The following is a 22,524-nucleotide window of genomic DNA, read 5'->3' as shown; positions in this document are numbered from 1 at the left end:
AGAATTGCGCAGCTAATAAGATTTCCATCAGCTTACGGTTCCACCCGAAGTTCCCAGGCGCAGTGCCATTGCCACCGGATCACCCGGGATTGGGGGCCCCCCCCAGTTACAATTCTCTCTCTTCAAATAAAGACGCTGCAGCGGTCAGTGACTCGAGATAGGTTTTTCCACTGCTCACGCGAATGTCGAGCGTTGAAACCATCACCTCATTGACCGGAACGAACATGGAATGTTCACCCTCCAATACGGTATAGCCGGAGAAATCGTGAATGACGTAATGGTGTCCATGGCGGTATCCCAAATACATCATCGTGTGCCCGGGCATGTAGAGCGGATCGCCCGGATGAAACGACTTCAAGAGCTCACTGCGCTCGTCGAACGTGAGGGTCTCTGGGATTCGGACCCGGTTTGGCAATGCCTGTTCCTGTTTACCTGCGTCTCGCGGGAACTGAAGACCAATCGTACGGTAGCTGTCCATGATGAGACTCGAACAGTCGTGGTTGCCAAAGCTGTCACCCCATCCATACCGCTCACCAAGCACGGCAAATGCCGAATCGACAACTGACTTTCGAGTGTACGGCAGAACCCCAACCGAGAGGGGCGCAGATGCGGGGACCAAAGCACGCCGAACGTCGAGCCACCCTTCAGGGTTTCGAACGGGCAGCCAGACAGCGAGGTTCCCAACGATACTCTGATTTCCCACGCCCTGTTGCTCACGGCACACCGGGATACAGGCGGAAAATTCCAGACGCTGCTCGGAAACCGATTCGTCGTACGGGGCCGCCTGGGTGTAGATATTGTTTGCGAGGGGAATCACGAATTCGGCCTCTGCGTTATGCGGATCCAGGCTGACAACCCTCGACCAGGTCTCAAACTCCTCTGCCGTGCAGCGCGCAATGTCAAGTGCAGTAACCCAGCCCTTGTAGGTTTCGGAGATGACGTAATACCATTCATGGTCTTCCGTTTGCAGCACGATCACGACCGGTTCAAAGGTGTGCAGGGCTGTATCTTGAAAGCGATCAAACTCTTTATCCGTTGGCGTTCGAAACCCCGGGCTTGCAACCGGATATCTGCGCAGGTTTGCTCGACGAACCGCAAAACCCGGTTGGAGCCTGCCAGCCTCCGACGCAGCGATCGGCGCGGCCTGCTCCACCTTCTCCGCTAACGCCTCCCAGAAAGCGGCAGGGAACCCCTGGCCATCGGGGCCGTACAGCGTTGGGCTTTCGGAGTGACTTTGACTCGGCAGCGGCGCCGTTACGTTCCATTGCTCAAGCTCCGAAGCGGGATGCAACAGCTCAAAGAGGCGATTCATCGACGTTGTATGACTTCGGATGTAGGTTTGGTATGGATCGCGATAAGCCGACTTGTCTGCCGCCGAATCTGAATCGGAGACCCAAAAGTCAGCGGATAACATATCTGGCGTGACGTCCGGCAACAGGGCTGACCGGAACAGGCTGCCTGTGGCACTGCTTTTTTCAAACACTGTGCTCTCCCTGCCTTTCTTTATCGAACACGATACCAAGAAACTGCCACCTGTCCGATTCCGCGAGCATGTTTACCGACAGCATGAGGCTGAGGAGCCGCCTCCACAAGACCGATGCCACAAGATGGTTGCACAAGTCCGATTCCGCAAGCATGGCGCAGCGACTCCAACACTGCGGTCCGCTCAGCGTGCAATTTCAGCTTCAAGATATATTCTATGCGGTTGGGCTGTCCACAAGCAGATGAATCCCATACGCTGAAGATGAGCGTGTTAAATGAGCGTGTTATCGGTTGCCGTCCGCCATTCTACAAACCTGTGCGTTTGTCTGGGAGAGGATACAGATGAAAATACGGACTAACCGTCTGATGCTGATTTCCGAGCGCATGGAACGTGAGATTGAACAACAGAACATTCCCGGTGCTGTCATTGCCGTTGGCAAGGGGCTTAGCATCCTGTACCTCGAGTCCTTTGGGTACGCTGAGAATCAAAACGGGATCGTACGAGTGATGAACAAGGATACCCTTTTCGATCTCGCTTCCTTAACGAAGGTTACAGCTACATTACCGTCCGTTCTCTACCTTATCGACAATGGACAAATTCGCCTGAACGACCCCGTATCCCTGTTCATCGATGAATTTGGATCTTCCGCGAAAGGAACGGTGACCATCAGGCACCTCCTGACACACTCCGCCGGACTGCCGCCGCATCAGCCCTACCATCGGCTGTATTCGTCCCCGGACGCAATTCGTCGCGCCATTCGCTTTGAGGGAACAGGTGCTGAGCCTGGACTCCGGACCGAGTACAGCGACGTCCACTTTAGCTTGCTCGGGGAAATTGTTGCGGCCGTGAGCGGACAGTCTCTCGACGTATTTTCCAAGCGGCACATCTTTTCAGCCCTTGGCATGTCAAAGACCATGTTTTGCCCGCCAGAGTCTGAATTTCACCGGATCGCCGCAACAGAAAATTCAAAGGTTGGCGTTGTGCACGATGAGGACGCTGATGCACTCGGCGGCGTCGCTGGGCACGCTGGACTATTCTCGACGGTTCAGGATTTAATCACCTATGTCTGGATGTGGCTCGGTGAAAATCCGCTTCTATCTGAATCGGTTCGCCGGCTGGCCGTGCAAAACCACACAACCACTTTAAATGGGAACCGCGGCCTCGGCTGGGTGTGTCGATATGACCCCTATGACCATACTGGTGACCTCTGGCCGGAGACCACCGTCGGCCACACGGGATTTACTGGAACGAGTCTAGCGTTCGATCCGGTGTCGAAGCTTTGGATGATCATTCTGACAAACGATGTACACTACGGTCGCGAAAAGAGAGCCATGATCCGTCTGCGAGCACTGTTGCATAACATCGTAGGATCGGCCATTGAAACCGAGTGAGGTCGCAGCGACTGGGCATTTGCCCTCGCTGCGAGTCACGGCACTGCAAAACACCTTACTTCGAGTGACTGCGTCACAAAATACCACGCTGTCAATTACCGCGCAGCAAGTCATCGCACCGCGAATCATCGCACTACAAGCTCCTGATTCAAAAAAATAAAGGCTTGCCTCCGTTGACGTTGTCGAGGTGCGCGATATAGACTACTCGTTGGGGTATATTTCGACCATCGAAATGGTCTACATAGACTATAAGGTCGTTCAAGACACCCGAACCCTCATTAAGCAAAGTATAGACAAGGAGAGAGAGAGCTTGGAGAGCTTATCAATAGGGGCTGAGCGGCATTCATCCTACAAATGGATCGCGTTAGCCAACTGCACCCTTGGCGTTTTGATGGCGTCAATTAACAGCAGTATTCTCATTATCGCGCTGCCCGTCATTTTCGCAGGGCTGAAGGTAAATCCGCTCGCAGGGAACCAGACAAGTTTGTTGTTGTGGGTCATGCTCGGGTTCAATGTCGCTACCACGGTGCTACTGGTGACATTTGGCCGCCTGTCTGACATTTTCGGCAGAGTGCGACTCTATAATCTTGGTTTCGCCGTTTTTACGATTGGTTCTATCCTCTGCTCCATTACCTGGAGTAAGGGAACATCGGGTGAATTGGAGCTTATCATTTTCCGCTTGATACAAGGTGTGGGCGGTGCATTTCTGTTCTCAAACAGTGCGGCCATCCTGACCGACGCGTTTCCGGAAAACCAGCGCGGTTTGGCACTCGGATTGAACCAAATTGCTGGTGTCGGGGGTGGCGTCATCGGTCTCGTCGTGGGTGGATTGTTAGCTGCTACGGGCGAATGGCGTTGGGTATTTCTAGTGAACGTACCTGTCGGACTGGTAGGAACCGTATGGGCGTATATCAGCCTGCGCGAAATCTCCAAAACCAGTTCCTCCCGTCGCCTTGATGTCTTAGGGAATTTTACACTTGGCCTCGGCATCCTAGGTATTATGCTGGGACTCACCTATGGGATCATGCCGTATGGAACGCAATCGATGGGGTGGGGCAACCCGTTCGTCATCGGATCCCTGATTGTCGGCGTTGTGATGCTTGTGTTGTTCGTTGTAATTGAATCAAAGGTTCATGATCCCCTCTTCCACCTTGGCTTGTTCCGCATCCGCGCTTTCGCGCTGGGCAACGTGGCGAATTTCGCGTCCTCACTCGCACGCGGTGGTCTGCAGTTTATGCTGATTATCTGGTTGCAGGGTATCTGGTTGCCACTGCACGGCGTCTCGTTTGCGAACACACCGCTGCAAGCAGGGATTGACACCTTACCGCAAATGTTGGGCTTCCTTGCCGCTGGTCCCATCAGTGGATATCTGTCCGACCGATACGGTGTTCGTGTCTTTACGACAGGCGGTATGATCTTATCCGCCGTTGGCTTTTATCTGCTCAACACGCTTCCGGTTAACTTCCATTACGTCCTTTTCGCCGTCTACCTGTTGATTATTGGTATCGGCATGGGGCTGTTTGCTTCTCCGAACAGTGCCGCTATCATGAACGCTGTGCCAGCTGTTTATCGCGGTGTCGGATCTGGCATGCGTGCAACATTCATGAATGCCGGCATGATGATGAGCATGGGCGTGTTCTTTTCGATTGTTGTTGCAGGATTGGCACAGCGTTTGCCACATGCCATGATCACTGGCCTAACCAGTCAGGGCATACCCATGGCGGTGGCCAGCAAGATCGCACACTTGCCGCCGACCGCATCACTGTTTGCAGCACTGCTCGGGTTTAACCCGCTTCAGAGTCTGCTGCCGAAACAAGTGCTGGCGCATCTGCCCGCCAAGACTGCGACATATATTACGGGAAAAACTTTTTTCCCCAACTTGATTGGTCCATCTTTCATGCACGGACTGGCGCTTGCGTTTATCATCTCACTGTTCTTGTCCCTGATTGCCGCTGTCGCATCCTTTATTAAAACGACGCAAGCATTCCACTATACCGATCCCGATGTGGAAGCTTCCGAACGTAACGTGATGCCAAACTCGGCTCAGGAAGCTTTCAGTCAGTAAACGCAACAAAGTCCAAGGCTCTGCTTCAGGATGGGTGCAGAGCTGCATCTACGCGAAGCACACGGCTTACATGAAATGACACGAATGACACGAATGACACGAATGACACGTCCTACATGGCTTACATGAAACACACAACTAACATGAATCACACAACAGGGGTTGCACCGAGAGCGATGGCAAACATCCGTCCAAGGTGCAATCCCTGTTTTGGTATGTAAGTGTCGGATGGGTGCAATCCCTGTTTTGGCATGTAAGTGTCGGATAGGTGCAATCCCTGTTTTAGTATGTAAGTGTCGAATGGGTGCAAGCTGGTCTCGTGTAAGTCCCACTGGTGTGAGTCTTAGCGGTGTCAGTCTTACCGGTGTAAGTCCCACTGGTGTAAGTCCCACCTGAACTATGGTTTAAAAGGTCAATAAATTGTCTTGACTCAAAGTCGATTTCTTTATACAGTATAAAAGTTCAGTGCATAATATATTATGCACACTAATGTTAAAGAGGCGAAAATAAGGGAAGGAGATCCATGCACCAGAACATCGATGACCTAACGGATCGCTTTGAGAAGTCTCTGTTTGTATTATCAAAGACCTTGGGTCCAGAGCTTATCCGACGAACGCAAACAGACCTAACCCCGAGTCAGGTGTTTATGTTGTACTTCATTCGGCAAGAAAACCAGTGCAACGTATCCAAATTGGCGGAGAAAATGGAGGTTGCCCCAAGCGCGATCACAGTCATGCTCGATCGACTGGAGAATCACGGATTTGTGCATCGCGTCCGTGACAAGGGTGACCGGAGAGTGGTTATCGCTGAATTGACCACTGCTGGCGAAGAAAGACTAAACCAGGTTGTAGGTGTCCAGAAGCAAATCGAACAGTACTGCCTGGCACAGTTGGATGTGAACGAGTTGGAGTCATTTGTTCACACGTTGGAGTCGTTAGCGTCCATCGCGCGGATGATGGAACCCCAAGAAGTGATCGGATCGAAGTGGATTGGATTATCGAATACGGAGGATAAATAGATGGCTCAAGCAGCGGTACAATCAACGAACCAGATTACTGGTCAGCGAAAGTGGTGGGCATTTGCAACTGTTTTATTGACGATGTTTTTCTCGTCAATGGACCAGACCGTCGTATCTACAGCGATGCCGACCATCATTGGAGACTTGCACGGATTTAACTTATATGCCTGGGTTTTCACAGCCTATATGATGGCTTCGTCTGTAACGGTTCCCATTTACGGAAAGCTGTCTGATGTATTTGGGCGAAAACCGTTTTACCTGTTTGGTTTAATCATGTTTGGCCTTGGTTCTGCCGTTTCCGGTCAGGCACATTCCATGATTGAACTCGTCTGGGCGCGCGCCTTCCAAGGTATCGGGGCGGGTGCAATGATGAGCATGCCGCGTGCAACCGTCGGTGACATTTTCTCACCGAAGGAACGAGCCAAATGGATGGGCGTCATGATGGCGGTATTTGGAATTTCGAGTATTGTGGGGCCTGCACTGGGTGGATGGATTACAGACTCCTTCTCCTGGAGGTGGGTATTCTACATTAACCTTCCCTTTGCGGTGCTTGCCATTTTCGGTGTGCTGTTTACGTTGCCGCGAGTACGAGCGGAACACCGCGTCAAGGTCGATTGGCTCGGGTCTGTCATCTTGGTCGTTGGCTTGATCCCGGTTCTACTCGGCTTTACTTGGGCCGGCACAAAATACGCCTGGGGGTCTCCGATCGAGTTAACGCTTTTCATCGGTGGTGTGATTGTTCTCGCGATTTTCATCTTGTGGGAGCGAAGAGCATCCGATCCGGTGTTGACGCCAAGTTTGTTTAAAAACCGGATTTTCACGACTTCGCTCATTTTAGGTATATTGGTCGGCATGACGATGTTTGGCAGTCTGATGTTCCTGCCTGTCTTCGTTCAAGGGGTAATTGGCCTCAATGCACAAGACAGTGGTTGGGTCATGACTCCCATGATGGTCGGTTTTATCATCGGAAGCATGGTGTCCGGGCAGGTCATGTCGAAGACGGGTCGTTATAAGTTCCTGGGATCAATCAGCGGTGCAATCATCGTGGTCGGTTCACTGCTGCTGAATCAAATGAACGTTCATACCACCTGGGGCACGGTTATGGTCGACATGGTCGTTCTGGGACTGGGTATCGGATCGTTAATGCCGCTGATGAACATGGTCGTTCAGAATGCATTCCCTTACAAGATTATGGGAACTGTCAACTCAACACAGCAGTTTGTTTCTTCCTTGGGCGGCGTTATCGCGTCACCGATTTTCGGATCGATTCTGGATAAGAACTTCAGTGCCAAACTCAGCAAAACGTTGCCTGCATCATTGCACCAGTTTCAGAGCAAACTTGCCGGGGTGAATCCCCAGTCCCTGCTGACCAAGCAGGCACAGCAATCCATCTCGACGGAATTCAGCAAGTACGGTGCAACAGGTCACCAAATGTACCTTCAGCTCATGGATGCCGTGAAGGCCTCTCTCACCTTTGGCGTTCAGCACCTGTTTAAGGTCGGGCTGGTCTTTGCCGTTCTGTGCTTCATCGGGACGTTCTTCTTGCCGGAGATCAAGCTGAAAGGCAAAGAGTACTACCAAGAGCATAAACTCGCTGAAGACAACGCTTGAACCAGTCCAGCAGGCGCGTAACGGCAACCACGTAACGTGCGTGAGCCGGTTTGCAATGCGTAACCGCAACCGCGTAACGTGCGTGAGCCGGTCTGTGACGCGTAATGTCAACCGCGTAACGTGCGTGAGCCGGTCTGTAATGTGTAACCGCAACCGCGTAACGTGCGTGAGCCGGTCTGCAATGTGCAACCGCAACCGCGTAACGTGCGTGAGCCGGTCTGCAATGTGTAACCGCAACCGCGTAACCCGTGCCCACCGGTCTGTAACGCGTAACGTCTGCACCGATCTGTTGATAGATAAGAAGCGCGCCCGGCTGTGCCAGGCGCGCTTATCCTTTTCTCAATTGCTGGCTGCTTACCGAGGCTCGCCGGCAAGCTGAATCATTTTACTCAGACCTCAATTTTCGCGCGTTCCGTATCACGGACGCGCAGGTTTGTGGTCAGTGCTGCCAAGACAACCCCCGCGGACAGACAAATCGGCAGCCAAATCGCATGTAATCCCCACTGCTTTTCGATAAAACCACACATCGCTGCACCAACGCAGTACGAAACGAGCACTGTTGCCCAAACCGTCATGGACGAGCCGGGTATTGGCGGATCAATCGTTTCACTCGGGTGCTGCTTACGGCGGAATTTGTCATACGTGTTCCAAACGACCGCTTCCATCAAGCCGGTTGTCGTACTGGTAATGACGGTAGTCGGTACACCGTTTACGCCAATCCTTCGAGCGGCTACACCTTGAACACCCATCGAGAAGGCCAGGGTGAAAATGAGGAGCGGCAGCAGTGACTTGCCAAAGATATAAGTAAAGACCATAAACAGGATAAATCCGAACAGCTCCAGTGCGAGAGTGCGGGTCACGCCCCACGTGATTCCTTTTTCATGCCGCTTGTTCCGGAGCACAACGGATCCCACCGCCGCACCGACCATAAACCCGAACAAAGCGACAATGTAGCCGAGTGGTTTCAAGTGGCCGCTGTTGACGAGCGCGAGGCCAAGGAAGACCGTATTGCCCGTCATGGCTGCCGTCAGAACCTGACCGAGTGCAAGAAAACTGATGGCATCCGCACAGCCGGAAATCAGTGTGAGCAAGACTACGTAAACATGCAGATTTGCCGTTTTTGACATTCAATCACCATTTTCGTTGGGAACTGGGGTAGCACGCCCCACAAGTGAGGCAAGTGACTGGCTTTATTGTCTAGTGTACGGAAACTCTAGTAGCACGGCAAATAGAATTATCTGCTTGTTTCAAGAGACTTCACTGCTGCTCCTTTTGCTGCTTCCACCAATGGTACATCCGCAACTTTTTAATGGAAATAACACGCGCCTTTTCCCGAGCGTCTTCGTAAGCTAGGCGCTCAGCCTCGTTTGGGTCTTCATGCTCGCTGATCCCGATGATTCCAAAATCCGACTTGATATCTAGAAAACATATCGTCATATTCTCGCTGCGGCTAAAAGAACAGTTCTCCATGTGTTTCCTCCCTAAGTTAAGTCGGTCTCACCGTCTTAATCGCGATAAGGTGCCGGTCTTAGTCGGTCCCAGCCTACTATCTCCGCCAAAAGGCCGACTTAAGTCGCTCGCACCGTCTTAATCGTGCGCCAACCTACTCGTTTCACCTGGCTAAGTCGGTCTCACCGACTTAATCGCGATAAGGTGCCGGTCTTAGTCGGTCTCAGCCTACTATCTCCGCAAAAAGGCCGACCTAAGTCGCTCACACCGTCTTAATCGTGCGCCAACCCACTCGTTTCACCTGCGTAAGTCGGTCTCACCGACTTAATCGCGACAAGGTGCCGGTCTTAGTCGGTCCCAGCCTACTATCTCCGCTAAAAGACCGACTTAAGTCGCTCACACCGTCTTAATCGTGCGCCGATCCACTCGTTCCGCCTGCGTAAGTCGGTCTCACCGACTTAATCGCGATAAGGTGCCGGTCTTAGTCGGTCTCAGCCTACTATCTCCGCAAAAAGGCCGACTTAAGTCGCTCGCACCGTCTTAATCGTGCGCCGACCCACTCGTTGTTTCATGCACCGTGTTGCAAATTTGATGCCGACGAAAAAAGACCCCTCTGAGAGGGGTCGCGGTGTGCACCGGATCATCCCTCCTCATCTCTCGACATAGAATGCCGCAGGAATTAGCACCATCTACATCACACAGTGGTTGCCGAGGCTTCATAGGGCCAGTCCCTCCGCCTGCTCTAGATAAGAAGATTGACTTATTGAGTTACTTGTGTTGTAAATGCACCTTTCTGCGCTGGCAAGCAAGTGGTTATTCCTCTTGCACGGAGTGTACCTGCTCAGAGGAGCGGCATGTCAAGTTGGCTTAATGAAACATCTCCTTGCGCCTGGGACAAGCTAATTGCGCAGGAAGATCCGTGTGGGAACCCGAATAATTTCTTAACCATAAAATTCAACTTCCCCGATGGCCCTCGTCATTGTCGATTTACGTTACAATATGGAGGCGGATACGCCGGAGTTTGCAAGTACTTCTACCAAATGAAAGCGTCTAAGATTCGAACTTTCGCACAACGTGGACAAGCTCGAGACGCACGTTCCTGTCGCAACCCTGACCAAGCGGTGCTTTCAGGCCCGGTTTGCATCCAAGGGGTGCCGTCCAAGGGGTCTCGTTCAAGGAACGTGATCGAAAAAAAGAGAGAGAAGACTGATAGAGAACACCAAGAGTGATATGAAAGCGAGTGAATACGGGAATGTGGGGGATCTTTGCAAAAGCTCCATTTGAGGATCTGTGGCAGCCGGATATTATCGTCGTTGCGATAGTACTACAGGTCATCTACCTGACACTGGCGCACGGACCTGTAGCGTTCAAGCTGTACGGACGGCGCCACATGACGACACGGAAGCAAACCTTTTTGTTTCTCATCGGCTGCTGGCTGATGTACTTTTCGTTTGCCGGGCCATTGGATTACCTGTCTGACAACTATCTTTATTCTGCGCACATGATTCAGCACATGATTGAAATTACCATCATGACGCCGCTCATGATGAAGGGACTTCCTGAGTCTTTTTACCGATCGCTTTGGAATTCAAGGCTGATCGGCAAGGGCGTACGGTTCTGGGTACACCCTCTTGTCAACGGTGCCATTTTTAACATTGTTTTGACGGCCTTCCACTCACCGTATCTGTACAACCTTGCCTTGGAGCACGAAAACTTTCATCTCTTTGAGCATGTGGTCTTTTTTGTGATTGCCGGCTTCATGTGGAGCCCGTTGTTGCTCGAGATTGAGGGCATCGGATCACTGACGAATGGGCAGAAGCTGCTCTATCTGCTCTACAACTACAACCTTGGCATGCCGCTCATCATCCTTCAGCTCATGTCCGGTGTACCATGGTACAGCGTGTACGTGCATGCCCCCCGACTCTTTGCCTGGCTGACTCCGCTCGGGGATATGCAGCTCGGCGCTATCTTGATGCTCGTCTTTATGGGCGGAGCATTTCTGACGAGTGGGATTCGGATGTGGATACGCCAAGACGAATCCATTTGGTACGACTAATTTCGTACTAAGGTTCCACACCACAGGCAAACGCATGTCACGGTGCAAAAGGTTCCACACCACAGGCAAACGAATTGTCACGGTGCAATGCGGTAGCTTGGATACTCCCGCATGGACACAGCGAGCTCCATCGCGGAGAGACTATCCCGAGTACTGCAAAAATACATGTCCGTCCCAAACACCCAGGACAGCGAGGTGCTTGGGCCGGTCGCTCCCGGGGGATTGACCTGCAGGATGCCGTTTGTCATCGGCAGGAAGTTGATATGAAGGTAGTTGACCACCTGCTTGGCTTGGTTAATCAGATCGAGCGATGCCGTCCCGTAGACGTCAATCGTCCATTTTCCCTCGTGCCACTCCATCACGCTATAGTTTGACGGTACATTGCTGGCCTTGTATGGGTACAGACGAGCAGTGACTCCCTCACCGAGATCGACCTGTGTGCTAGGCTGACTGTGATCCACCGGGAACGCCTCAGCGGTCGCCTGCAAAGCCTGCATTGCTGCTGCAGGTGAGGCGTACGCTTGGCCGTCGAAGTTTGCAATCTCTGCCCCCGTCCCCCGTGTATTGAGACTTGGGTCGTTGATGGGAAGCGGCTTTGCTGTTGCGTACAAATCCACACTATAACTCGAGGCGGACCGAAACACCTCTGCACTGACGGCCGTGGCATGCGGCGTAAACGTAGGCTCAGTTGGGGCAAACAATGGCATGGTCGTCTCTTTCTCTACATAGTTCATAATGTCCGTCGTGTATCCTGCAAACCGGGGTGCGGCAGCCGAACCGGATCCCGCAACATTCGAAGCTGCACTTGACGATCCGCTGCCCGTCGCATTGCTCCCGGTTGTGTTTCCTGTGGTGTCATTGCCCGATCCGTTCACGGGCCCGCCAACAAGTGAGTTGGTTGTGCTGCTCCCGCTGGAGTTGCCTGTAGCCGTATTGGCCCTGCCTGTCTGACTCAAACCCTGGGATTGGTTGACGGCTGAATTCCCAGTTGATGGTTGCCCGCAACCTGACAGAAATGCCGCCCCCAAAATGATGAAAGACATCGTCGTCTGCCTCTTCATGAGCAACCCGCTTTCCGGTTGAATTCTCCCCCAGTTCACGCATCTCTCCGCTTTTTCTCTAGTTGTTACTCCTTGCCCGCAAGCTCGAGCATCATCCGGATGCGGGCTTTGTGTCCGGGGCCTTCCTCCATCTGAACCCCCATTGACTGCAGGCCGATCTCGCTGCCTGGCGTCCCGTACGTCGCGTAGAGCGGATGCCCGGATGCCGTTCGTGGAACCACCCACACCCTGATTCCCGCGTCAATCAACTTCTGTATGTCCGGCAAGAGAAACTCAGGGACATGGCCAGCACCGAATCCCTCAATCACAACCCCGTCCACCTGCTCAGCGAGACAGGCTCGCAAAAACAGTCCCGAGTTGCCGAGCGTCATGCGAATGAGCTCTACTTTCGGCCAGGAATCCAGTGCAGGAAGCCGATACGAGTTGGTGCATGGCGGCACACTCCAATAATACCTCACACATTCTTCCACCACCGACCCCATCAAGCCTGCTCCTGGTGATGAAAAAGACGACACGTTAGTGCTGTGACCTTTCACTACGTAACGGGCTGCATGAATTTCCTCGTTCATGACAACCATGACCCCGCGGCCGATCGAGGCCGACGTATCTGCAACCCGAATGGCATTCACGAGGTTCGCCGGTCCATCAGCAGAAACCAATTCGTTGTGGCGCATCGCTCCCGTAAACACGATGGGTTTCGACCATGGGCCAACGAGATCGACCAGATAGCTGACTTCATCCATCGTATCTGTACCATGGGACACGACCACCCCCCGGACTGCCGGTTGGTCCATCGCTTGGCGCAAAAAGGTCACCAATTTATGAAGGTGTGGAAATGTCAGAGACTCGCTCATCGCACGGTAGAGGTCAACCGTCTGAATAGGCACCTCTGAAAACCCGCTGATCTCGCCTGCCAACTGCGCTCCACCGAGTGCAGGATGATTACTGTCACGTGACGGTGAGACGGAGATCGTCCCTCCGGTAAATACAATCAACACATGTTCCTCTAAAGCTGCCACCAAGTGTCCCTCCGTCATGAGATGCTCACGTCACTAGAGAGTGTACTCTAATTCAAGCCTCTCTGCCTCATCCGGGTGGCTGATGAAAAAGGGGATCCCATACTCGAACCAGCAGTGAACGCTCGGTCGGGGCGGGTGAGCCGGTGGGGCGGTGGGCGTGCCAGCCGGGAGCACAGGTCGGGTGGGTCGGGTGAGCCGCGCCGGGCGGTCCGTTAGCGGAACTCTGTTCCTCTATAACGTGCCGGGCCGCTACAGGCCGCGCTGGGCCGCGACACGTCGCCCCTGTCCATCCGTTAGCGGAACTCTGTTCCTCCCTCACTTGTTCTACAGCCCCGCGCAAAGGCCCTCTAACCACCAGAAACTGTATGCGATGAATTTTATTGGAGTCGGGAGGAAAGAATAACCGATACTCTACGCGAGGATGGGATCAACATGGATTCGTTGCAGGCAAGAACCATTACCGTTGTTCAACTGGTAATGCTGGTGTACACTGCAGCTGGCGTCATGGATCACGTCATCATTATTCCGTTGTTACTGCGTGCCGCACAGCGGGATGCTTGGGTGTCTGTCCTGATAACGGGTGCCGTCCTGCTCACTGGTGCCCTGGTCCTGTCTGCCGTTTGCCGCAATACGGCGCAAATGCATCTTGGGCAGTGGCTTCGGCAGCACGTCCATCCCTTTATCTGGTACCCGCTGTTATCGATCATTGTCTTGCAGCTGTTTGTGATGAGTGCGATCACCCTAAGAGACACGTGCTTTTGGGCCAAGACTATGTATCTTCCAGAGACGCCGCTCGTTGCCACGGTGCTTGTCTTCGCAACAGGTTGTTATTTTGCTGCGCGCAGCGGGCTTGTCACCATCGCCATCTCGAACGGTATCCTGTTGCCCATCATCGTTGCGCTCGGGATTTTCGTCGCCCTCGGAAACCTCCCCAATAAAAATTATCTGTATCTGCGTCCGGTACTCGAGCACGGTCTGCCTCCCGTGATGCACGGCGTCCTGTTTACGGGTGCCGCATTCTCTGAAGTCATTCTTGTGCTGTTCTTGCAGCCGTTTGTCCGAAGCAAAATTCGGTGGTATGTCCTCGTCATCATCGCCGTTGGACTGATTGGACTGACAATCGGTCCCTTGATCGGCGCCATCACTGAGTTCGGACCCTATGAAGCGGCCCGACAGCGCTACAGCCCATATGAGGAGTGGCGTCTACTGACCTTCAAACACTTTATCGAACACGTCGATTTTCTATCCATCTATCAGTGGTTGGCCGGGGCGTTTATTCGCATCTCACTAGCCATGTTTCTGCTTGCGGAAATGTTCCAACCGCGTTCCCCAAAGCAGCGGAACTGGATCTTATCAATAGCCTTTGCAGCCGCCTTTGTGGTAGCCATCTATCCGATTTCCGACGAGACATTTTCCGGACTCGTCTCCAATCTATATTTACCGATCTCGCTTATCTGCATGGTCGGCCTGTTGCTGATATTGTTCGTGTTGTCTTGGTCGTTTCGAGTGAGGGGTGCCCGATGATGAAAATCCTGAAGGACACCTCCGAAAACCAGAAACGTCTCGAGTCTCTGTTTGCAACCTCCGCTGACGTACGTATTGAATCCTTGGAGTCACCGGATCGTCCTGATGAGCCAAAGATGCTGCTTGCGTACGCTCCTGGGCTGTGTGACCTTTCCCGCCTCGAGGAAATCGTGCTGCCTAAGTTACGTCAACTGCTTGGTTCACAACCACAACTCGGGCGGACAAAGTCTATGCTGTCTGAGCTTGCACTCCCGAGTGCAAGGGCCGTCGAGTACTTCGAGGAGACTGCCCGTGAGGTCTTCCAAGGAAGGCTTGTCGTGATTAGTGCTGGAGTGGGTTTCTCAATTGATATTTGTGGAAAGCCGAATCGCAGCCCGGATGACAGTAAGTTTGAGGTCTCCCTGTTTGGGCCCCGCGACGGGTTTATCGAAGACCTCACGACCAACGTCGCACTAGTTCGAAAGCGGCTGAATTCACTGTCTTTGTGCGTTGAAGAATTCGCAGTTGGAGAGCTCAATCAGACGAGGGTGTGCCTGCTCTATATGGACGGTCGTGTGAATAAGAGTGCACTGGAGGAATTTCGTGCTCGTCTGATATCTACAAAGGTCGAGATCATCGAATCCAATGTTGAGTATGTTGAGATGCTTGGATCTTCCAGATATAACTTCATGCCAAAATACCGCCTAACAGGTCGTCCGGATTTCGTCATGTCTTCTCTTCGCAAGGGGAAGTTTGCCGTTCTCGTAGATGGTATACCAAGTGCACTTCTGGCGCCCATCAATCTATCCTTTATGTTGACTACAGCGGATGACCCCTTAGTCTCCTTCCCGTTTATTGTGTTTGAGCGTTTTTTGCGCTATGCAGCCTTTGTGATCGCGCTTCTCGCACCGGGGTTCTATGTCGGCATCACTTCCCTGCATCCCGACCAGGTACCCCTGTCTCTGCTTGCCACGCTGGTCAATTCGCGCATGGGCCTGCCGCTGCCAACCCCACTTGAAGCATTCTTGATGCTGATACTGTTTGAAATCTTTAAAGAGTCAGGAACACATCTGCCCCAACCGGCTGGCAACACGTTGTCTGTCGTCGGGGGACTGATTATCGGTGACGCCGCCATCCGCGCAGGCATGGCCAGTCCGGCACTTGTCGTCGTCGTCTCCGCCAGCGCCGTGTCACTTTATGCGGTGACCAATCATGCACTGGCCAGCATCATCTCCATCCTGCGGCTTGGAATCCTCGGGTTGTCATCGTTTTTTGGGCTGTACGGCTTTATTCTGTCCTGCATCTTTGTGACCGTTTACTTCTCACACGTTCGCTCGTTTGGCATGCCCTTTTTGGGACCACTGTCACCGTTTCGATGGCAAATCTTCAAACAGACGCACATCGCAGCCTGGCCGAAACGCGAGAGGAAACGCGTATGAAACCGCTCCGAAGCCTAACCGTGTTGCTGACAGTCATCCTCTCGCCGCTTTTGACCGGTTGCTGGGGCTACAAGGAGTTTGAGCATCAGTTTTATCCCCACGCTGTTGCAGTCGGCAAAGTTGGCAATCAGTATCTCATTTACGTCCAAGTCCTCGATATGAGTAAACTGGGCAGAAGTGAAAGCCCCACGGCAAAGACGGGGGCAGGGTCATGGATCGCAATTGCCAAAGGCCAAACACTTGATGAAGCAGCTCACGATCTCTATCAAGTGACACCGCGCAGTGTGAACTGGGGCCATGTCAATGCCATTCTCATCAGTGAAAACCTTTTGAAGGCTCCAGATTGGGCGAACGTGTTCGGGGTACTGACACGGTTCGCACAGTTCCGCTACACGCCGTGGATATTTACTACACAAGATGACCTGCAGACGGTGTTAGCAACGCCGCCAATCATTGAGGTCTCGCCCGTTCACTCAGGTCTTGGCGATCCGATGGAACTCTACAAAGAGAGTTCCTTTATCCGTCCGATTCGAATGAATTCTTTCATTGCAGATATGAGCGAGCCAACAACTCCACATCTGATTCCCGAGGTGTCCCTCCAAGCAAACCGTTGGTACGCAGGCCAGGAACCTCATTCCACCATCACGCTGTCCGGATATGCGATGTTTGACGCACAAAGAAAATTCGTAGGAAGCTGCACCAGAGAGAAGTGTGCCGGCCTCCGTTGGGCGGATCCGAAGTTGCAGCGAACGTCCTTAAACCTGACGCAAAACGGCAAAGCGATCGGCTCGGCCATCGTTTCCAAACCTCGCTACCGCGTGCGGTATGCGCTGTCAGGCCAAAACATTCGCTATCAAGTAAGCGTATCCGTTCGTGGAATAGTGCCCGAGAAATACGGTAATGAATCTCTCGCAGCGCTCGACAAGTTGGCTGAACGTGAAATCAGGAACGAGATTTACGAAACGTACCGAAACGGTTTACAGAGAAACATGGACCTGTTCGGACTTACAGATGCTCTGTATCGCTCAAACCCTGGACTGTATCATCAACTTAAGAAGCGCGGCGCTCTCCAGTTAACTGACAGCTCTTTGTCATCCGTCCAGGTGAAGGTCCAGTTGATGACAGGTATTCGGACACTCGAAGGCCCCCAAGAACAGTTAACGCAGCTGGATACACCCGGTCCGTCGAGTTGATTTGCTTGGTGATTTGCTTGGTGATTTGCTCGGTGATTTGCTTGGTGATTTGCTTGGTGATTTGCTGCCGCTTGGGCTCACTTTCGCTTACACATTATCAGGGCTCGATGCGCTGTCGAGAATCGGCTTTAAATCCTCCATTCGCTCAAACAGGTGCCAAACGAAGTCTTCTTGCCCATCCTCCCGGTGCTGATGAATGTGTGCCAAGTCTGGGTCCTCCAGATAGGCGCGAATTGACTTTTTTGATTCCCACTCGACAAGCATCATCACACGGCGGGGTTTGATGTCACCCTGTGGAGTTGAAACCAGATCTCCAACAGCGACGACCTTGCCGCCGTGTTTTTCCAGGCCGAGTTGCGCTTCGCGAGCGTACTTCCGGTATTCGTCCGCGCTTTTGAGATTGAATAAATTGAGTGCATAGATAGACACTGAATCCCCTCCTGAAGTGGCTTCGAGAGCATTTCGTTGCCTCGCCTCTCGGCCCTCATCTTTCGCCGTTTTGGCTAATCGTCAGAAAATCAAAACCGACCGGTTGGTAGATCGACGATAACACCATTATACAGGCTGGAGGGGACGGATCACACAAAATTCTTACAGTCAGAGTGTTGCGATCCAGTTGTCCACGGTCACAACGTCTGCTTGGCGCGGAAACACCTTTTCCAAGAGAACGCGATGCACCTCTTCGTCTGCATCTAGGCAAGCATCAGAGAGCACGACCAAGCCATAGTCCTTATCTGCAGCCTCCCGCAATGTAGATAAAACTACACCACTCGTAGCGATGCCGCACAGGACCAGTGTGTCGACAGACTGTCCGCGGAGAATGACTTCAAGGTCACTTCCTGTGAACGCGCTAACCCGAAGTTTGGTGACAACAGGTTCGCTCGGCAATGGAGCAACCGACTCATGAATCTGTGTCGATGCTTCACTCACGGTCATTCCTCCATGTTTCGAGATGGCAGAAAAGGACTTGTTGCGCGGACTCACCTCGGGATAGCCATTGCGGAAGCCGACACGTACGAAGATCACTGGGACTCCTGCCTCACGTGCCGCTGCAACGGCTTTTTGAAACGGCGCAAGCGTATCTTCGCTTTTCGCAAATCGGGACACAATCCCGTTTTGAACATCCATGACGAGCAGTGCAGGACGGTTTGTGCGCAAAATGTATCACTCCTATTCTCACTGGTTGGGCAAACAAACTCCTTTCACTATAGCGCATGCACAGGTGCAAACGAAATTTTACGGTTTCTTATAAATGAGGTGTGGTAAAGCAGCGGTTCGCGTTAGTTTGTGACATAGGATTGTCGCGTCATGCAAGGACGTCTCACCGTCTGTGCATGGACAGGCTTGGTTGCGGCTTCCAAGGACCTTGTGCTAGGCTAGAATCAAATACCTCATACCAAATACACAGACTGGCCGAATTTCACACGTCGTCCCAAAGGGACGAAGGCGTGAAAACGGGGGAACCAAGTTTCAGGGGTGAGTTGACCGATTGTTCCCAGCTATCGATCATAGGCGAATTCGTTTCGCCGAACCCGTCAGCTAACCTCGTAGGCGAATGATGTGCTTTGGGGCTTTGCACTCTATTTTCCCAAACTCAACTGTTGTATCAGTCTGGCGGCACAGTCCGTGCCAAAGAGATCGACCTGTAAGCATGCTTTTCTATTGCGTTTGAAGGGAGGTACATAATTATTTTCTTCATCACGGGCTTTCCTGAACAGAAGTATGTCCGAGTACTCAATTTTCCGGGACGATGTGGTCACCTAAGGCGCCAATCCTAGACACTCTGGTAACACTGTGGATTACGAATTGGTGCAGAATCGATTACTCGAACAAATTTCTGCACACGCAAATTACGTGTACAAAAATGAACACGAACGAAAGTCAACAAGAACAAAAGTCAACCTGTACACGAACTAACCGGCACAAAATTAACGCCTACAAAAGTTCATAGGACTGATCTGTCTTTTTGAGGGAGGAATCTGACTATTGAAGCGCTTATCAAAAATATCCATTCCTGTGGCAATCGCAGCGATCGGGGTATTCACGCTTGCGGGTTGCGGTACAAGCGGCAGCTCGAACAACCTTTTGAGCAAGGTAGAATCAACCCATACCTTAACCATCGCAGAGTCTGCATACGCACCGGAGGATTTTCAAGACCCTTCAACTAAGCAATGGACTGGATATGACGTGAATATTCTACGCGGGTTCGCAAAAAGTTTGGGAGCGAACCTGAAAATTGACTCGATGCCGTTCTCATCTTCCATTCAGGCTGTCGCCGACAAACGGGATGATTTGACAATCGATATCTACTACACAAAAAAACGCGCCAATGTGCTTGATTTCAGTCGACCAATGCTGAATTACAACGACGTGATTGCCGTCAACTCACAAAACCCAACCGTTACATCACCTACTCTCGCTTCCCTCAAAGGGAAAAAGATCGCCGTCGTTGTCGGTTCTGCAGAAGTAAAAGAAGCTCAAAACATTCCTGGTGCAATTGTGAAGCAGTACAGCACCGTTGCTGAAAGCTTCTTGGCCCTCTCCACAGGGCGTGTGAATGCAGACCTGCAACCTGACACGGACGTTGCCTGGGCGAAGCAGAAGAACCCCAATCTGAAAATCAAGATCTTAGGTGCTGTACCTTCTTCGATTGCACCACCGATCTCGAGCCTGCGTGGTTACTACGGGGTGCCGAAGGGCTCGTACAGTACTGCCTTCCTCGCTAAACTCAATGCCTATCTCAAACAAATCGCCAGTAACGGAACAGAGCAGAAGATTCTCAACAAGTACGGAATGACAAGTTCCGTATTCTTGAAAGGCATTGCAAGCGCACCCAACACTTACAGCGGCAACTAAGCCGAGACACGAATCCGAATGATCGGGGCTTCATCCACTGGAGCCCCCTCAGTAGAAACCTTCATTTTGAACGACCCAACATTTTGAACGACACCAACATGTTGAGTGAGACCAACATTCATCTTTGAGAAGGAAGGAGGAGTGGCCGAGTTGTTGCAGCAATGGGTGCAGTACTTTCCCGACATGATGAAAGGTGTTTTGATTACCTTGAAGTTGACCGGTTCGTCTCTTGTGGTCGCCCTCGTTTTCGGGTTCATCCTAGCCCTCATGAGGCTTTCCACGTCCAAGACCTTGAACCTCATCGGAACGTGGTACATCGAGATCGTGCGAGCCGTACCCGTCTTGGTTATCATCTTTCTCGCCTATTACAGTCTCGGCAACATCCTAACATTATCCGGTTTTACAGCAGCCGTCGTCAGTCTCGGCGCGTTTTACGCAACCCAATACGGAGAAATCTTCCGCGGGGCCATCCTCGGTGTAGATAAAGGGCAGACTGAAGCGGCCTCGGCCCTCGGCATGCCGAGCCGAACCATCATGCGGAAAGTCATCCTGCCGCAAGCCTTTTTTACCATCTTGCCGCCAGCAACAAATCAACTGAGCAACTTGATTAAGGACACTTCTCTGGTGTTCACTATCGGCATTTCCGATTTGATGTTCCAGGCCTATTCAGCCGCTTCAAACAACTTTTTGCCGCTTGATATGTTGCTTGAGGCTGGTGTCATCTACTTTGTCTTTTACCTTGTGCTTTCTAAACTGCTAGCGAGGTGGGAACTCAATGTCCAACGAAGTCGTAGTTAGCATTCGAAATCTGACCAAGCGATTCGGCAAAACCGTCGTGTTCGAAGATGTTTCACTCGATGTGCACCGGAGTGAGGTGGTTGCCATCGTTGGACCAAGTGGTGCCGGCAAAAGTACGCTGATCCGGTGCGTCAATCGGCTTCACCCATTTGATGAGGGAAGCCTGCAGGTCCTTAACCATCAGTTAAACAAGGGATCTCAGTTCCCATCAAAACAGGTATTGAACGATATCCGCACAAGGGTAGGCATGGTTTTTCAAACGTTCAACCTGTTTCCGCACTTGTCCGTACTCGAGAACGTCATCCTTGCCCCCATTGAAGTAAAAAAGGTTCCACGAAAGCAGGCCATCCAACAGGCGATGGAACTCCTTGACATGGTCGGGTTATCAGAACACGCCAACAAGTATCCGAAGCGCATGTCAGGCGGTCAGCAGCAACGGGTCGCAATTGCCCGTGCACTGGCTATGGAACCGGAGATCATGCTGTTTGACGAACCCACATCGATGCTCGACCCAGAGCTTGTCGGTGAAGTCCTCGATGCCATTCAACGGCTTGCCAAGGACGGCATGACCCTGATGCTGGTGACGCACGAGATGCAGTTTGCCAAAGAGGTCGCCGATACGGTCGTCATTATGGCGGATCACCGGATCATTGAAAAGGGCCCATCCCGCGAGGTGCTTGAGAATCCACGCACGGGACGTGCACAGGCCTTCCTGAAGCGTGTACTGAACCCCGTTCACGCTACCGAGTTAGAAAGGGAAGTTGCTGTAGGTCACGGAGGGGGTAGGTAATGCATATTGTCGGTTTGTACATCAGTCCGATAGCCATCGGAGCGCTGAAGGACCTGATTTTGACCATCTTATCAACACTGCTGTCGTTCGTTCTGGGCATCCTGTTTGCAGCAGGGAGACTGTATGGTCACCCTGTCATCAAGCTTGTCATTGGCTGGTATGTTGAAATCATCCGAGGTCTGCCGGCCATTCTACAGTTGTTTATTATCTTTTTCGGCTTGACCCAAATTGGCATCAACTTGTCTCCATTGACGGCAGGCTTGATTTGGCTGGTGGCCTATGGAACTGGGTATGCGGTGGAAATTTTTCGATCCGGTATCATGGACGTCGCCCAAGGCCAACGCGAAGCCGCATCTGCCCTTGGCCTCGGCCGCTGGATCACGATGCGCAAGGTCATTGTGCCACAGGCTTTTGCCTTGATGCTCCCTGCCCTCACCAGCTTTGTCGTACTGCAGTTAAAGAACACGACACTTCTCTACCTGATTGGATACGCTGACATCATGTACCAGGCACGCCTCGGAGCTGATGCCACGGAGGCACCTGGAACCCTCTACCTCATGGCGGCGGCTGCGTATCTCATCATGAGCCTCGTGATTGGACGTATCGGGTATCGTCTCGAGAAGCGAGCTACTGCCTACCGCTGAAGTCGCTGACATCAAAGCCTTCAGTCACGCTTCCGTCCCGGACTATTCGGTCCGGGACATTTTTTTGTTCTCGCTCAAATGACAAGAACGCAATCAGTACTCATATTTAAGGAATGTAATCAGTACTGAGCTTAAAGAAAGTCTCATC

Annotated in this window: 19 protein-coding genes and 2 riboswitches; of the genes, 12 read left to right on the top strand and 7 right to left on the bottom strand. The window is 52.2% G+C overall.

Going from position 1 to position 22,524, the window contains the following annotated elements; translation table 11 throughout:
• Window positions 1-106: 106 nt before the first annotated feature.
• On the bottom strand, window positions 107-1,483 hold the full coding sequence (locus AN477_RS14350) for an SH3 domain-containing protein (RefSeq protein WP_054969850.1): 1,377 nt from the start codon (window positions 1,481-1,483) through the stop codon (window positions 107-109).
• 341 nt (window positions 1,484-1,824) lie between these two features.
• On the opposite strand from AN477_RS14350, the gene AN477_RS14345 reads away from it, so the two are divergent.
• The 4 genes from AN477_RS14345 (at window position 1,825) to AN477_RS14330 (ending at window position 7,568) form a co-directional block, all read left to right on the top strand.
• Window positions 1,825-2,874 carry a serine hydrolase domain-containing protein gene (locus AN477_RS14345; protein ID WP_054969849.1) on the top strand — a complete coding sequence of 350 codons (1,050 nt, stop codon included), beginning with the start codon at window positions 1,825-1,827 and terminating at the stop codon, window positions 2,872-2,874.
• Window positions 2,875-3,184: 310 nt separating this feature from the next.
• Window positions 3,185-4,939, top strand: a complete 1,755-nt coding sequence (locus AN477_RS14340) for an MFS transporter (protein WP_054969848.1) — start codon at window positions 3,185-3,187, stop codon at window positions 4,937-4,939.
• A gap of 523 nt (window positions 4,940-5,462) precedes the next feature.
• Window positions 5,463-5,957 carry a MarR family winged helix-turn-helix transcriptional regulator gene (locus AN477_RS14335; protein WP_054969847.1) on the top strand — a complete coding sequence of 165 codons (495 nt, stop codon included), beginning with the start codon at window positions 5,463-5,465 and terminating at the stop codon, window positions 5,955-5,957.
• A complete protein-coding gene (locus tag AN477_RS14330; RefSeq protein ID WP_054969846.1) occupies window positions 5,958-7,568 on the top strand; it encodes an MDR family MFS transporter in 1,611 nt (536 codons plus the stop codon).
• A gap of 389 nt (window positions 7,569-7,957) precedes the next feature.
• Here the strand turns inward: AN477_RS14330 and AN477_RS14325 are convergent, their stop codons facing one another.
• A complete protein-coding gene (locus AN477_RS14325; protein ID WP_054969845.1) occupies window positions 7,958-8,695 on the bottom strand; it encodes a YoaK family protein in 738 nt (245 codons plus the stop codon).
• 130 nt (window positions 8,696-8,825) lie between these two features.
• Window positions 8,826-9,038 (bottom strand): hypothetical protein, encoded by a 213-nt coding sequence (locus AN477_RS14320; RefSeq protein WP_054969844.1) that lies wholly within the window; start codon window positions 9,036-9,038, stop codon window positions 8,826-8,828.
• Between the two features lie 626 nt (window positions 9,039-9,664).
• Window positions 9,665-9,770: riboswitch (SAM riboswitch) on the bottom strand.
• 487 nt (window positions 9,771-10,257) lie between these two features.
• On the opposite strand from AN477_RS14320, the gene AN477_RS14315 reads away from it, so the two are divergent.
• Entirely contained in the window at window positions 10,258-11,073 is an 816-nt protein-coding gene (locus tag AN477_RS14315; protein WP_169787902.1) for a cytochrome c oxidase assembly protein, read from the top strand.
• Between the two features lie 77 nt (window positions 11,074-11,150).
• On the opposite strand, the gene AN477_RS14310 is transcribed toward AN477_RS14315, so the two are convergent.
• The gene (locus AN477_RS14310; protein ID WP_157061980.1) at window positions 11,151-12,173 is read right to left on the bottom strand and encodes a hypothetical protein; all 1,023 of its coding nucleotides are present in this window, start codon (window positions 12,171-12,173) and stop codon (window positions 11,151-11,153) included.
• A 26-nt stretch (window positions 12,174-12,199) separates the two neighbouring features.
• The gene (locus AN477_RS14305) at window positions 12,200-13,153 is read right to left on the bottom strand and encodes an asparaginase (RefSeq protein ID WP_054969841.1); all 954 of its coding nucleotides are present in this window, start codon (window positions 13,151-13,153) and stop codon (window positions 12,200-12,202) included.
• Window positions 13,154-13,585: 432 nt separating this feature from the next.
• Here AN477_RS14305 and AN477_RS14300 point away from each other — a divergent pair, with 432 nt between their 5' ends.
• The 3 genes from AN477_RS14300 to AN477_RS14290 are packed head-to-tail and all read left to right on the top strand — an operon-like array spanning window position 13,586 to window position 17,288.
• The gene (locus tag AN477_RS14300) at window positions 13,586-14,677 is read left to right on the top strand and encodes a GerAB/ArcD/ProY family transporter (protein ID WP_054969840.1); all 1,092 of its coding nucleotides are present in this window, start codon (window positions 13,586-13,588) and stop codon (window positions 14,675-14,677) included.
• A complete protein-coding gene (locus tag AN477_RS14295; protein ID WP_169787901.1) occupies window positions 14,677-16,095 on the top strand; it encodes a spore germination protein in 1,419 nt (472 codons plus the stop codon). Before AN477_RS14300 ends, AN477_RS14295 begins: the two co-directional genes overlap by 1 nt.
• The gene (locus AN477_RS14290; protein ID WP_054969838.1) at window positions 16,092-17,288 is read left to right on the top strand and encodes a Ger(x)C family spore germination protein; all 1,197 of its coding nucleotides are present in this window, start codon (window positions 16,092-16,094) and stop codon (window positions 17,286-17,288) included. The genes AN477_RS14295 and AN477_RS14290 overlap by 4 nt, the downstream gene beginning before the upstream one ends.
• 87 nt (window positions 17,289-17,375) lie before the next feature.
• Here AN477_RS14290 and AN477_RS14285 read toward each other — a convergent pair whose 3' ends face one another.
• Window positions 17,376-17,717 (bottom strand): DUF1330 domain-containing protein, encoded by a 342-nt coding sequence (locus AN477_RS14285; RefSeq protein WP_054969837.1) that lies wholly within the window; start codon window positions 17,715-17,717, stop codon window positions 17,376-17,378.
• 168 nt (window positions 17,718-17,885) lie between these two features.
• Window positions 17,886-18,416: a cysteine hydrolase family protein gene (locus AN477_RS14280; protein WP_054969874.1), complete on the bottom strand. Its 531-nt coding sequence runs from the start codon at window positions 18,414-18,416 to the stop codon at window positions 17,886-17,888.
• Window positions 18,417-18,689: 273 nt separating this feature from the next.
• A riboswitch (cyclic di-AMP (ydaO/yuaA leader) is annotated at window positions 18,690-18,856 on the top strand.
• 418 nt (window positions 18,857-19,274) lie between these two features.
• Here AN477_RS14280 and AN477_RS14275 point away from each other — a divergent pair.
• From AN477_RS14275 to AN477_RS14260, 4 genes are all read left to right on the top strand, one after another.
• Complete coding sequence (locus AN477_RS14275; RefSeq protein WP_054969836.1) at window positions 19,275-20,144, top strand: substrate-binding periplasmic protein; 870 nt, start codon at window positions 19,275-19,277, stop codon at window positions 20,142-20,144.
• A gap of 150 nt (window positions 20,145-20,294) precedes the next feature.
• The gene (locus AN477_RS14270) at window positions 20,295-20,942 is read left to right on the top strand and encodes an amino acid ABC transporter permease (protein WP_054969835.1); all 648 of its coding nucleotides are present in this window, start codon (window positions 20,295-20,297) and stop codon (window positions 20,940-20,942) included.
• Entirely contained in the window at window positions 20,920-21,732 is an 813-nt protein-coding gene (locus AN477_RS14265) for an amino acid ABC transporter ATP-binding protein (protein WP_054969834.1), read from the top strand. Before AN477_RS14270 ends, AN477_RS14265 begins: the two co-directional genes overlap by 23 nt.
• Window positions 21,732-22,376, top strand: coding sequence for an amino acid ABC transporter permease (locus AN477_RS14260; RefSeq protein WP_054969833.1), 645 nt, complete (start codon window positions 21,732-21,734; stop codon window positions 22,374-22,376). Before AN477_RS14265 ends, AN477_RS14260 begins: the two co-directional genes overlap by 1 nt.
• Window positions 22,377-22,524: the final 148 nt, after the last annotated feature.

Source organism: Paenalicyclobacillus ferrooxydans, from assembly GCF_001399675.1.
GTDB lineage: Bacteria > Bacillota > Bacilli > Alicyclobacillales > Alicyclobacillaceae > Alicyclobacillus_B > Alicyclobacillus_B ferrooxydans.
This window is presented reverse-complemented; position numbering and strand designations above follow the sequence as displayed.